The 12,596-nt window shown below is 44.3% G+C and carries 13 protein-coding genes; 8 read left to right on the plus strand and 5 right to left on the minus strand.

The features are described from left to right. Window positions 1-189 precede the first annotated feature (189 nt). Entirely contained in the window at window positions 190-900 is a 711-nt protein-coding gene (hutC, locus tag MD535_RS23030; RefSeq protein ID WP_265677469.1) for a histidine utilization repressor, read from the minus strand. Window positions 901-1,210: 310 nt separating this feature from the next. Here hutC and MD535_RS23035 point away from each other — a divergent pair, with 310 nt between their 5' ends. Beyond that, window positions 1,211-1,825 carry a fumarylacetoacetate hydrolase family protein gene (locus MD535_RS23035; RefSeq protein WP_265677488.1) on the plus strand — a complete coding sequence of 205 codons (615 nt, stop codon included), beginning with the start codon at window positions 1,211-1,213 and terminating at the stop codon, window positions 1,823-1,825. Window positions 1,826-1,968: 143 nt separating this feature from the next. Further along, window positions 1,969-2,235: a DUF5062 family protein gene (locus MD535_RS23040; RefSeq protein ID WP_265677470.1), complete on the plus strand. Its 267-nt coding sequence runs from the start codon at window positions 1,969-1,971 to the stop codon at window positions 2,233-2,235. Window positions 2,236-2,278: 43 nt separating this feature from the next. On the opposite strand, the gene MD535_RS23045 is transcribed toward MD535_RS23040, so the two are convergent. The 3 genes from MD535_RS23045 to MD535_RS23055 form a co-directional block, all read right to left on the minus strand. After that, window positions 2,279-3,160 (minus strand): DMT family transporter, encoded by an 882-nt coding sequence (locus tag MD535_RS23045; RefSeq protein WP_265677471.1) that lies wholly within the window; start codon window positions 3,158-3,160, stop codon window positions 2,279-2,281. A gap of 99 nt (window positions 3,161-3,259) precedes the next feature. Continuing rightward, on the minus strand, window positions 3,260-3,844 hold the full coding sequence (locus MD535_RS23050) for a GNAT family N-acetyltransferase (RefSeq protein ID WP_265677473.1): 585 nt from the start codon (window positions 3,842-3,844) through the stop codon (window positions 3,260-3,262). Between the two features lie 8 nt (window positions 3,845-3,852). Next, window positions 3,853-4,389, minus strand: coding sequence for a YqhA family protein (locus tag MD535_RS23055; RefSeq protein WP_265677475.1), 537 nt, complete (start codon window positions 4,387-4,389; stop codon window positions 3,853-3,855). Between the two features lie 158 nt (window positions 4,390-4,547). Here MD535_RS23055 and uvrB point away from each other — a divergent pair, with 158 nt between their 5' ends. From uvrB to MD535_RS23085, 6 genes are all read left to right on the plus strand, one after another. Further along, entirely contained in the window at window positions 4,548-6,518 is a 1,971-nt protein-coding gene (gene uvrB, locus MD535_RS23060; RefSeq protein ID WP_265677476.1) for an excinuclease ABC subunit UvrB, read from the plus strand. A gap of 228 nt (window positions 6,519-6,746) precedes the next feature. Further along, window positions 6,747-7,340, plus strand: coding sequence for a GNAT family N-acetyltransferase (locus MD535_RS23065; protein ID WP_265677478.1), 594 nt, complete (start codon window positions 6,747-6,749; stop codon window positions 7,338-7,340). Between the two features lie 615 nt (window positions 7,341-7,955). Then, window positions 7,956-9,128: a cytochrome c oxidase subunit II gene (coxB, locus tag MD535_RS23070; protein WP_265677481.1), complete on the plus strand. Its 1,173-nt coding sequence runs from the start codon at window positions 7,956-7,958 to the stop codon at window positions 9,126-9,128. Further along, a complete protein-coding gene (gene ctaD / locus MD535_RS23075) occupies window positions 9,128-10,795 on the plus strand; it encodes a cytochrome c oxidase subunit I (RefSeq protein WP_265677482.1) in 1,668 nt (555 codons plus the stop codon). The genes coxB and ctaD overlap by 1 nt, the downstream gene beginning before the upstream one ends. 15 nt (window positions 10,796-10,810) lie before the next feature. Next, entirely contained in the window at window positions 10,811-11,452 is a 642-nt protein-coding gene (locus MD535_RS23080) for a cytochrome c oxidase assembly protein (RefSeq protein ID WP_265677485.1), read from the plus strand. Continuing rightward, the gene (locus tag MD535_RS23085; RefSeq protein ID WP_265677486.1) at window positions 11,445-12,326 is read left to right on the plus strand and encodes a cytochrome c oxidase subunit 3; all 882 of its coding nucleotides are present in this window, start codon (window positions 11,445-11,447) and stop codon (window positions 12,324-12,326) included. The genes MD535_RS23080 and MD535_RS23085 overlap by 8 nt, the downstream gene beginning before the upstream one ends. Window positions 12,327-12,366: 40 nt before the next feature. Here the strand turns inward: MD535_RS23085 and MD535_RS23090 are convergent, their stop codons facing one another. Further along, complete coding sequence (locus MD535_RS23090) at window positions 12,367-12,591, minus strand: DUF2909 family protein (RefSeq protein ID WP_265677489.1); 225 nt, start codon at window positions 12,589-12,591, stop codon at window positions 12,367-12,369. Between the last annotated feature and the right edge of the window lie 5 nt (window positions 12,592-12,596).

Here is a 12,596-nt window from a genome sequence, read left to right on the forward strand (position 1 = left end):
CGCTCATTATTGTATATACAAATATTTAGTTTAATCTATACAATTGATCAAGGGGATCGATAATAAAACGTGATCGTTGAGGAATTATTGAGCAGTAAATTTAAAGAGTAGGCGGGTTGCCGGGCGGAAATCCATGCCGTTTCCGCTAGCGATGGTTCGATCTATTTAACGGTTCTATTTAACGGATCATTAGAGCGTGATTTTTGAACTCAGTTGGTAGCGACTGCCTGGATGATAGAGTAGAGCACTGCTGATTAACTTATCACCACTCCATGTTCTACGATGGAGAAGTAGGCAGGGCTCGTGCGCACCCATGCCGAGCAGAGAAGCAAGGTTAGCGTCACAGGTAATCGCTTCGACGGTATGCTCAACCGCACTCATTGGACAGTTCTTGCTTAAGTATTCATTAGGCGTAACGGTTGTGAAGTCCTGCTGGTGGTAATTCGGAGCATATTTGGCGTTCACCCAGCGGCATTCGAGTTGGATGGGTTGCTCATCTTCTTTATGCAGTATTTCACTGTAAAAGACCGGACTGTCTAGCATGATGCCCAGCTTAATAGCGATCTCTTGATCAGCATTGATCGACGCATGTTGGATAACTTGGCTGGAATACATTTTGCCGCGCTGCTGCACTTCTTCTGCAATATTTCTGGTATCCAGCAAAGGGGACTCTGCTTTTGTCGAAGGTGCTTTTACAAAGGTACCTAATCGTGGTTTTCGCTCAAGTTTGCCTTCGCCAACCAGATCTCGAATGGCTTTATTCACGGTCATTCGACTGACAGAAAATTGCTTGGTCAACTCCATTTCTGTTGTGATCTGATGACCCACAGCCCAATGACCATTTTCGATATTATTTTCGATGAAACGTTTGATTTGGATGTAAAGGGGTTCAGATGACATACATTGGCTACTTAGCTAACTTAATTGAATATACAAATGGTTATGTAAAACGACGTAAATTGCAAGGTTCAATGAGAATTCATGTTGGATAGTAAGACGATACCCCAACACTGACGTTGATTTATCGTTAGCAACAAACCTCGATCTTCACCTCAACTTTACAAAAATAGTGACAAAATCATCAAGTTGTCATTCATCTTCCGTTATCATGTTCGGCTACCGTCGTCGGTGAGTGTGTGTCATTACGTGGCAGCCGCTAAGACCGCGATGAGTTCTTGATATGAATTGCCTGTATGTCTAAGGAAGGATGATGAAAACAGTTTTAGTCGACAATGAGCAGTACACCCCATCTAAAATACTGTGCGTTGGGCGCAATTATGTTGAACATATTGAAGAGCTTGGAAACGAAGTTCCAGAGAATATGGTGGTGTTTAACAAGCCCAACTCAAGCATTGCGGCAGAACTCTTTTCTTATATCGATGAACCACTCCACTATGAAGCCGAGATCTGTTTTTTGGTTAAAAACCAGCGCTTTTATGGGGTTGGCTTTGGATTGGACTTAACCAAGCGTGCATTACAGTCGCAACTAAAGTCGAAAGGCTTACCTTGGGAGCGAGCAAAAGCATTTCACCACTCTGCTAAATTTAGCCGCTTTGTGCCACTTAATGGTATTGATATCAATGAATTGGAAGTTGAACTTTTTATCAATAGTATGCGAATGCAGCTTGGTGGTACTCAGCAAATGATCTATAAGCCGGATGTGATTTTGGCCGAGTTATTGTCATACACGGATTTAGAAGATGGCGATGTTGTCATGACGGGAACCCCAAAAGGTGTGGGTGAAATCATGGCGGGTGATCGTTTCTTAGGGCGAATCAAGCAGGCTGACGTGACATTGATAGAGGTAGAGTGGGTCGCGATATAGTGGGCGAAAGTGGTGCTTTCGAAGCGCATGTGTCGCTAGCGTATTTCATTGATAAAATGTCGGATTTGCTACTGGCTTAAAAACACTAATTGGTATTTTCTCATATAATTGCATCAAGATTTATTGAGATTGATGGTGAATAAATGTCGAAAACAGCGAAGTTAGAAAATGAAGACAAGTTGTTCAAGAAGGCGTTAGAAGTCGGTACTAAAATTGCTGCAATGCAAGGTTACACACTCACCAACCAAGGGACGACTCCGTCCATGAAGGCAAAAGCTATCTACTTGTTTTTAGTAGAAGTGAATCAGATAACCCCGCTTCCCGCCGATAAATGCGATGGAAAAAATATTAGAAAGCGATTAGCGCTATGGATCCATAGCGCATTACCTGATGATGATCCGTTGAAATAGGTAACCATCAAGTGGCATGTATCGTTGAGCCGTATCGATTTGGCTAGATCGTCTCAACTTGTTTTTGCTGTGAGCGGGGTAGCCACTTTGTCCATCGAATGGGCATAATAGGTATAACGATTAGCGCAATACCAATAAGGGTGAGGATATCGGGTATTTCATCAAACCACATCACCCCAAACGCCGTAACAAAGATAAGTCCAGAATATTCAGCCAGCGCGATTTGATTAGCAGGCGCCTTTCTATAGGCAACCACAACCAGCGCATGATAGCCCAGAACCAATAGATTAATGACCATAATCCAGCCAATATGGTGCCATTCAATAGTACTCCACTGCGGTATTGCGAGCGCAAGCGCGAGTGGCAGAGTCATTACTCCCGTCCAAAATAGCGTGGCAACAATATGCTGATCATTGGGCAGTCGCTTAATCAGCACATTTCCAACCCCCATAGAGAGCGCACTGCCAAGCCCTGCGATGGCAGCCCAATGAAATTGTTCAGGGCGTAGGACAATGACTACACCTATAAAGCCAATTAATGTCGCAATCACTTTGGTAGAGTTTAGCTTTTCTTTGAGCAATATCACTGACAATGGCAGCATCAATATTGGTCCGACATAAAACATCGCATTTGCAGTTGCGAGAGTTAAGTGGGTGACCGCAATCATCGCGCAGCCACTGCCCATGAGAATGAACTGTGCACGTAAAAAATTAATGCGACATCCACCTTGCATTCGGACTGCTTTAGGGAGCTTTAGCCACAAGGGAAGCAGCAGAATGACACTGAATAATTGCCGAATGAAAACATACTGGAAAGTCGGAACTTCACCATTGAGCACTTTAAGAGAGACATCTGAAAAAGAGGCTAATAGGTTGGCAAAAATAAGAAGAAATAGCGCTTGATTGGTCGCGTTGCTTAACGGCATATGGTAGTGGTGATGCGTCACATTTAAAGGTGGCGCATCATATACTGGAATAAAGAGAAGTAGAACTAAAATCGATATTAAACAGGATGTTACTTTACGCTATTTTGCTAAGCGAATCATTGGAGTGGATATCGGCCTTCCTCCGAGTGAGACTTCGCCAATAGGCTGAAAGCCAAACCGCTGATAGAAGGCCACATTTCTAGGGCTAGAGCACTCTAAATAGGCGGGTTTCCCACTGGCGTCAATCGTCGGCAGTGTGGCTGCCATTAAATCATGACCAATCCCTTGTCCCATGTAGGCAGGGTCTACACCGATTAAAGGTAAGTACCAGCAGGGCTCTGATGGATAAAACTGTTCAAGCTCATGAAAAAAACGTTGTACTTCACTTAAGATTCCGGTGGGGCAGGTGGTAAATGCGAGCTGTTTTATCTTATCTTCATCGGGGTGACGGTCAGGAGCGAGCCAGGTAATAACGCCGGAAAAATCCTTTGTCGCCCATGCTGTCCCATCAATAATCGACGGCCCTTGATATAGCTTGGCGTAGTCTGGGAATACTCGCATGAATAGCTCTGCGCTTGGCCAAATGTAGCGGGCAGCAGGATCGCTTAAAAACGCTGCCGTCATACAGGCGCTAAATTGCGGCATGTCAGCCGCGGTGACGGTTTTTAAAGCTCTATTGATCATTGCAATGGTCACTCTGTGTCATCGTTGGTCGGTTGTTTTTCATCGTGTGCTAAGCCGAGAAATTTTAGCCCTAAACTCAACATCAGTATAGCGATAGGTAAGACAAGTGTTTCCCAGCTCAGATTGTCAAAATCAACCAAAACCAGCTCTAAGAATTTGACAAAAAGAATGACAATGATGACTTCTGCAAGAATGTTTTTTAGATGGCCGATATTGGGGGTTTTTATCCAATGTAAGACATTAAATGACTTGAGCTTATCGTTTTCACTGTCCCAAATAAATAAAGTGAACACGCCGTGCGCAAAGATAAAAAGCACCAGTGCAACCAAAAAGGTGTCTAAGGATTTCACCATATAATTTATCGCCAGATCAGCGGTATCTAAATGCGACATATCAGCGGTTTTTTCTGTCCCAATAAAGTAGACGTAGAACGCGGCGTAAGCTTTGGTCGCACCGATTAAACTTAACAAAGCAGACCCGCACAGGGAGCTGATAATGGCAATCCAGCTTACGTAGCGAAAATTATTTATGAATTGCTTTTTCAAAATCGACCTCGATCTGCTGAGTGTCTGTCAAATATAGTTCATGTAAAAGATAGTTCAAAAGAGGGCACACTAAGTAAACGAATGAGAAACGCTATCGTCATGTAAATTATCTTGTGGGGTATATACTCAAGTGACATATTGATGCTGAGGATGACGTGATGGCCTACGACTCTTTTATATTACACTCAAAATATCCCCCATCGGGCGATCAACCAGAAGCGATAGCTAGGCTCATTCAAGGCGTTCAAAATGCGGCAACGCATCAGACATTACAAGGTGTGACCGGGTCTGGTAAAACATTTACCATGGCGAATATTATTCACCGATTAAAAAAACCGACTCTGATATTGGCTCATAACAAAACCCTGGCGTCGCAACTCTACAGTGAAATGAAGGCTTTTTTCCCCAATAATGCCGTTGAGTATTTTGTCTCCTATTACGACTATTACCAGCCAGAGGTCTACATTCCTGGAAGCGATCGCTTCATTCGCAAAGACTCCGCTATCAACGAACAATTGGAACGCCTACGTTTATCGACAACGAAATCGCTCGTAGAGCGCAGAGATACGATAGTGGTTGCGTCGGTGTCTGCCATTTATGGGTTGGGCGATCCTGCGGATTATCGGGCCATTCAAATACCGTTAACGGTAGGCGCAATGGTTGATAAAGAAGAGTTAGTATCGAGACTGTATGCGTTGCAATATACGCAATGCCAAAAAACGATTGAACGAGCTACGTTTCGTGTTGATGGTAATGTGGTTGATATTTTCCCTGCTGATTCTGAGTATAAAGCGATTCGGGTGATTTTGGGCAATCAAACTGTCGAACGTTTGCAGTGGATGGATCCGATTTTAGGGAAAGCCTTAGAGGACATACAGCACTACCGAGTATCACCGAAAACGCTCTATGCGGCTTCACGAAGTCAGTTACTGGCTGCTCGAGAATCCATTCAGCTTGAGCTTGAAAAAAGGATACAAGCGCTTACTGCCGAGTCTCGTTTAACCGAGGCAAGTCGCTTGTTCGAGCGGACCATGCATGATTTAGACATGATGCGGGATTTTGGTTATTGCTCTGGAATGGAAAACTACGCGAGTTATTTAAATAAGCGTGATGTTGAATTGCCCCCAACGACACTGTTGGATTATTTACCGAAAGATGGCTTGCTGTTTATCGATGAATCTCATGTCATGATTCCTCAAATATCCGCAATGTATAAAAGCGATCAAAGCCGAAAAGAGACACTCATTGATTATGGCTTTCGGTTGCCATCAGCACAGCACAATCGCCCCATCATGTTTAGCGAATTTGAAAAGCTAAAACCTCAGACCATTTTTGTATCAGCGACACCGGGAGCGTATGAGTTAAAGCGTTCAGGTAATCATGTGGTTGAACAGATTATCCGGCCAACAGGGCTCTTAGACCCAGTGATTGATATTAGGCCGCTTGCTACTCAAGTTGATGATCTTATTGGCGAAATACAGAATAGAATTCAGGTTGATGAAAGGGTATTGGTGACGACGTTAACCAAACGAAGTGCCGAATCTCTTGAGCAACACCTTAAGACGTTAGGTATTAAGGTTGGCTATATTCACTCTGATGTGAAAACCTCAGACCGAGTAGAAATTATTGACTCATTACGGCGTGGTGACATTGATGTGCTAATTGGAATTAACCTGTTAAGAGAGGGACTAGATATTCCAGAGGCCTCTCTGATTGCTATTTTTGATGCAGACCACGCTGGCTTTTTACGCTCTAAACAAGCGCTTATTCAAATTATTGGGCGGGCAGCTCGTAATGTTAATGGGCTGGCTGTTCTGTATGCAGATAAAGTCACACCAGCGATGCAGCAAGCCATCGCGGAGTCAAATGGCAGACGAGAGCGGCAAATTGCCTACAATCAGATACATAGCATAACTCCAGCATCATCCAAACGGAAAATATCTTCAGAAGTTACGCCGTTACAGCCAGCTTACGAGACAAGCTTTTGCCGCAATTTAACGGAATTATGTCAGCGTATAACGGCATTGGAAGGACAATTGCTACTTGTATCTGCCGAGCGAGACAGGGGGGCTATTGACGACATTCGACAGCAATTAGATAGCTTATATCGACAGTTTATTTTTATCTAATACGGAAGCTGAATTATGCGGAAAAAACAGCTTTTGAAGAGGAACTTCAATAGCTTAGGTATGCGAACGTGTGCAACTGGTTGCTATTGACAAGTTGCTCAAGTCCTGTTTTATTGAGGTTTGGGTATAAAAAACATTTTGGTAAGTACCCATTTGGGTAGCAAGGGTGCCAAGCATAACTGGCGTCTGTTTATGACCTAGTCATTTTGATTCGTTTGAGGAAATAACATGTCTGAATTGAAAATTATAAAGGCGGACTACTCTGCCGTGCCAGCATTGAGTGAGATGTTTATTGATGCATATGCAAACAATGAAGCTATGCAGGCGGCGTTACGACAAGATGAAGCATCCGATTTTGCTCATGATTCATATTGGCGTTGGGCTCTTGGCGAATGGGGTTTAGGGGGCGGCGAAGTGTACACCACACCAGACAATGAAGGTTGTGTGATCATGCGCTCTCCGGGTAAACATGAAGCCGATATTATGCAGAAGATGGAATTACTTGCGATTGTGACACGCATGATGGGCTCGACAAAAATTGAGTTGGCAAAAGAGGTTTGCGAGCAAATGTTGGCAGTACCGCCTCTTCAAGACTGTTACTGGTTATGGGGATTAGGTGTTTCTCCTAAAGCTGGCGGTAAAGGTTTAGCGGGTGCTTTGATAAAAACTGTGACTGATCAAGCCGATGAAACGGGTAAGCCAACTTATGTCGTAGCGTCAAGCGAGACAGTAGTGAAGACGTTTGAGCGCCGTGGCTTTAACGTACTGTCGAAAAGTGAGAACTTCCCATATTGGTTCATGCTTCGACCAGCTCAAGCTTAATCACTACTAGCCAACAATTCTGGTTCACGCTATTGGTAATACACGACAAATGAGTCATACCTAGCTTAGTGCCATGCATAATTATAAAGCGTTAGACTTTTCGTCTAGCGCTTTTTTATGTCTAGCGTTACTAATTGAATGGAATGATAGAGGGGCATCAACCGATTGGTGCTGATCGAAGTTTCAGTTTTGCTATTTGTCAAAATTTTTCCAAAATCAAGTTAGGCGTCATCACAAAATCAAGCCTTTTATTTTTCTTCTTGCAGAACTCGATTTCTCTAACTAGCATTTAATTAACAAAAATATAACAAGTGCTTACGTTATATTTATTGACACTAAACTTAATAAGTAAGTGGTTCGTTGTTTGCTTTGAGCATTTACCTGTTGGGTTTGTTTGAGTCTTTTCGGCTCACCTTGTTTCGCTAATTTGTAGTGGAGCGTGCTAAAACTCAGTCGTTTGGTCTTGTGAGAAAAATGTTGTGGCAAGAGTACGGCGAGATGAGTTTGATTATGACATCACCATCCTAATCAGTTTGATCACTGCTTGGACGTGCTTGGTTGATGTTTCAGGGGAACCGCATCAGGACAGATGTGGCTAGGCAAAGGAGAAATCTTTTGAAAAGATTGCTGCCCGTTTGCTCATGGATTGCTTTGGTGGCACTGCCCGCCAGCCAATCAGTGAGCGCTGAATCGAACAACTACAACCTCACCCGCGGGGTGACGGATATTAGCAATAAGGTTTATGACCTTCATATGCTTATCTTCTACATCTGTTGTGCCATTGCCTTCTTGGTCTTTGGTGTGATGTTCTATTCCATCCTCAAACACCGAAAATCTCAAGGCGCTGTTGCCGCTAATTTCCATGAAAGCACCAAGGTCGAAATTCTATGGACGGTGATCCCGGTCATTATTCTTATTGCCATGGCCATTCCTGCTACCAAGACGTTAATAGCGATGGAAGACACGTCTCAGTCAGATATAACGATAAAAATCACGGGTTCTCAATGGAAATGGCATTACGAGTATTTTGGTGAAGATGTTGGGTTCTATTCGTTACTCGCAACTAGCCAAAAGCAGATAGATGGTGTTGAAGAGAAAGGTGCCCACTATTTACTCGAGGTTGATAATGCGTTGGTGCTTCCAATCAATAAAAAGATTCGTTTTCTCATGACGTCGGATGATGTGATTCACTCATGGTGGGTGCCAGACTTTGCGGTTAAAAAAGATACGATACCTGGTTTCATTAATGAAGCATGGACCAAAATCGAACAGCCTGGTGTCTATCGTGGTCAATGTGCTGAGTTATGCGGTAAGGCACACGGATTCATGCCTATTGTTGTTCATGCGATGACGCAAGACGACTACGACGCGTGGTTAAGTGAGAAAAAACAAGAAATGGCTTTGGCGAAAGAAGAAGCCGAAAAATCGTTGGATGCAACCTTGTCTATGGAAACGTTGATGGCACTAGGAGAAGAGATTTACACCGCTCGTTGTGCTGTGTGTCATCAAGCAAACGGGCAGGGGATTACGGGCGCATTTCCTGCGATAGCGGGGAGTTCGGTAGCAACCACTGGAGAGGTATCAATGCACCTCGCAAAGATTGTTGATGGTGTCAATGGTACAGCGATGCAGTCGTTTGCTAATCAGCTAAGTGATAAAGAAATCGCGGCTGTCGTCACTTATCAGCGAAATGCCTGGGGAAATGACACGGGTGATATCGTGCAGGCATCGGACGTAAATGCGTACAAAAATCAAGGAATGGAGCCAGTTAGCTCCGAGGAGCAGTGATGAAGATGGATCCCATGGAAACAACAAAATCGTCAGCTGCGACAGATGCTGACTTGAGCCGTGCAGAAAGTGGCGCCGCCTCAGAGGGGCTATTACATGACGAGAATGAACATGATGAGCATCATGCGACCCCAACGGGTTGGGCGCGCTGGGTGTATTCCACGAATCATAAAGATATAGGGACTCTCTACCTTTGGTTTAGCTTCATCATGTTTTTGACGGGAGGCGCGATGGCAATGGTCATTCGCGCAGAATTATTCCAGCCCGGTTTGCAGTTGATTGATCCACATTTTTTCAATCAGATGACCACTGTTCATGGTTTAGTGATGGTGTTTGGTGCGGTGATGCCAGCCTTTACTGGGTTGGCGAACTGGATGATTCCTATGATGATAGGGGCGCCCGATATGGCGCTGCCTCGTATGAATAACCTAAGCTTTTGGATTCTGCCGTTTGCGTTCCTTATCCTTCTCTCTTCATTATTTATGCCCGGAGGTGGCCCCGACTTTGGATGGACGTTCTACGCCCCATTGTCCACTACATATGGACCAGACAGTACCGCGTTGTTTGTCTTTTCTGTACACATCATGGGTATTAGCTCGATTATGGGTGCCATTAACGTCATCGTGACCATTTTCAATATGCGAGCGCCGGGTATGAAGTTAATGAAGATGCCGCTTTTTGTGTGGACATGGCTTATCACTGCGTTTTTGTTGATTGCCGTGATGCCCGTACTTGCGGGCGCGGTAACCATGATATTGACAGATAAGTACTTTGGTACCAGTTTCTTTGACGCGGCTGGTGGTGGTGACCCTGTCATGTTTCAGCACATATTCTGGTTCTTTGGACACCCAGAAGTTTACATTATGATTTTGCCATCATTCGGCATTATTTCCGCCATTGTTCCTGCGTTCAGTGGCAAGAAGTTATTCGGCTACCACTCGATGGTTTATGCCACATGCAGTATTGCTTTACTGTCATTTTTGGTTTGGGCGCATCATATGTTTACCACGGGAATGCCTGTGTTTGCTGAGCTGTTCTTTATGTATTGCACCATGCTGATTGCTGTCCCCACGGGTGTCAAAGTCTTTAACTGGGTCGCAACGATGTGGCGCGGGGCGTTGACCTTTGAAACGCCCATGCTATTTGCCATCGCCTTTATTATTTTATTTACCATTGGGGGCTTTTCGGGACTCATGTTGGCGATCGTGCCTGCGGACTTTCAGTATCACGATACCTATTTTGTGGTGGCGCACTTCCATTATGTGTTGGTAACTGGCGCGGTCTTCTCGATTATGGCGGCGGCTTATTACTGGTTGCCGAAGTGGACGGGTCATATGTATGACCATAAGTTAAGTTTGTGGCACTTTTGGTGTTCAGTTATTTCCGTCAACGTATTGTTTTTCCCTATGCATTTCTTAGGGTTAGCAGGGATGCCAAGAAGGATCCCTGATTATGCGATTCAGTTTGCTGATGTGAACCAAATAGTTTCAATTGGCGGCTTTGCCTTTGGTTTATCGCAACTTATCTTTCTGTGGTTGGTGATTAAGTGCATTCGCGGTGGTGAAAAAGCACAGGCTAAGCCATGGGAGCGTGCAGAGGGTCTTGAGTGGACGGTACCTAGTCCGGCACCGCACCACACATTTTCTACGCCACCACGCATTGATTAAAGGGCGGATCTTCTGATGGAAAGTAAACCCCAAGCATCAAATAAAAAACTGGTAGCCATACTATGCGCTGCGGTCATTGGTATGTTTGGATTTGGGTTTGCGCTTGTCCCTTTATACGATGTGATGTGCGACGTTTTGGGCATTAACGGCAAGACTAATACGGTATCGGCAGTTCAGCCTGTGGGTATGCAGGTTGATACATCAAGAACCATTCGTGTGGAGTTTATGGCGCACATTAATCCAGATATGCCTTGGGCGTTTACGCCACAGAAGGTGTTTATGAATGTCCACCCGGGTCAGGTGATCCAAACCGCTTATATGGCGACGAATAACGCAACGCAGCCATTGGTAGGACAAGCGGTTCCTTCAGTCTCTCCAGGTTTGGGTGCGGCGTACTTTAATAAAATAGAGTGTTTTTGCTTTAATCAACAGCCATTAGAAGCAAGCGCCCAAGCAGAAATGCCGCTTATTTTCTACATTGAGCCTGATGTGCCTGAGTCTATTCATACGCTGACTTTGTCATACACGCTTTTTAACATTACTAATGGCGCCAGTAATAGTGACTCTAACAGCGTTAACCAGCAGGATGTCGTTGATGTTAGTCAAAGCAGTACAGGTAGTAAAAGCGCATTTAACAGGGAGTTAAGCAATGAGTAAACCTCAATCTTATTACGTTCCAGCGCAAAGTAGCTGGCCAATTGTTGGCGCTATTGCGTTGTTCTTAGTGGCCGTTGGTGCGGGCTTAACGGTGCAACATTTAGAAGCAGGTGGGGCGGGTAGCGTTATTGGCAATGTGATTTTAGCGTTAGGCTTTATTATTTTGTTGTATATGTTGTCTGGTTGGTTTAGCAACGTCGTGACCGAGTCTTTATCAGGACTGTACTCTGAACAAATTACTCGCTCATTCAAGCAAGGGATGAGCTGGTTTATTTTTTCAGAAGTCATGTTCTTCGGGGCTTTTTTCGGTGCACTGTTTTACGCGCGAATGATTTCTGTGCCATGGCTCGGTGGGGCAGACAATAATGTCATGACCCATGAAGTGTTATGGCCAGCATTTGAAGCGATGTGGCCGTTGACTCTGACGCCCGGAGGGACAGAAACCGAAGCGATGCCGTGGCAGGGTTTACCGCTTAAAAACACCATTCTTCTGTTGCTGTCTTCTATTACCTTACATATGGCTCATGTCAGCTTAGAAAAAAACAAACGTACCGCACTGATTGTTTGGTTAGAAATTACCATCGTGTTGGCGGTGTTCTTTCTCTATTTTCAAACCGTAGAATACGCGCATGCCTATCAAGATATGGGATTGACGCTGCAATCAGGCGTGTACGGTAATACCTTCTTCATGCTCACTGGGTTTCACGGTTTACACGTATGCTTGGGGACTATCTTTTTAATCGTATTACTGTTTCGAATTGCAAAGGATCACTTTACTCCCAAGAACCATTTCGCGTTTCAAGCGGGCAGTTGGTATTGGCATTTTGTCGATGTGGTGTGGTTGTGTTTGTTTGTATTTGTGTATGTGTTGTAGAACAACACGTTACAAGGTCGAAAGGGCTCGGCTTGAGGTTCTAATAGGGCCTCATATTGGGCACCAAAATACCGCTCTTAAGGGCAATAATCAGCAATATAACCACTATAGCGGAGAATAGTACGCGTCGTCCAAGGTAGTAGCTCATCGGTTTCTCAGAAGTTGTGTCGTCTTTTACCATTCGAATTAGAGCAAGGGCCAAGTTAAAAATAATGAAAAGTAGCAGCAGTACTAAAACAACTTTAAATACTAATGGGGTCAACATAAGCT

This window comes from Vibrio qingdaonensis (assembly GCF_026191675.1).
In the GTDB taxonomy this organism is placed as follows: domain Bacteria; phylum Pseudomonadota; class Gammaproteobacteria; order Enterobacterales; family Vibrionaceae; genus Vibrio; species Vibrio qingdaonensis.

Bases quoted from the DNA above. Each gene is read 5' to 3' on its own strand.
- hutC (WP_265677469.1), bottom strand. From the start codon at position 900: ATGTCATCTGAACCCCTTTACATCCAAATCAAACGTTTCATCGAAAAT.
- MD535_RS23035 (WP_265677488.1), top strand. From the start codon at position 1,211: ATGAAAACAGTTTTAGTCGACAATGAGCAGTACACCCCATCTAAAATA.
- MD535_RS23040 (WP_265677470.1), top strand. From the start codon at position 1,969: ATGTCGAAAACAGCGAAGTTAGAAAATGAAGACAAGTTGTTCAAGAAG.
- MD535_RS23045 (WP_265677471.1), bottom strand. From the start codon at position 3,160: ATGCCGTTAAGCAACGCGACCAATCAAGCGCTATTTCTTCTTATTTTT.
- MD535_RS23050 (WP_265677473.1), bottom strand. From the start codon at position 3,844: ATGATCAATAGAGCTTTAAAAACCGTCACCGCGGCTGACATGCCGCAA.
- uvrB (WP_265677476.1), top strand. From the start codon at position 4,548: ATGGCCTACGACTCTTTTATATTACACTCAAAATATCCCCCATCGGGC.
- MD535_RS23065 (WP_265677478.1), top strand. From the start codon at position 6,747: ATGTCTGAATTGAAAATTATAAAGGCGGACTACTCTGCCGTGCCAGCA.
- ctaD (WP_265677482.1), top strand. From the start codon at position 9,128: ATGAAGATGGATCCCATGGAAACAACAAAATCGTCAGCTGCGACAGAT.
- MD535_RS23080 (WP_265677485.1), top strand. From the start codon at position 10,811: ATGGAAAGTAAACCCCAAGCATCAAATAAAAAACTGGTAGCCATACTA.
- MD535_RS23085 (WP_265677486.1), top strand. From the start codon at position 11,445: ATGAGTAAACCTCAATCTTATTACGTTCCAGCGCAAAGTAGCTGGCCA.
- MD535_RS23090 (WP_265677489.1), bottom strand. From the start codon at position 12,591: ATGTTGACCCCATTAGTATTTAAAGTTGTTTTAGTACTGCTGCTACTT.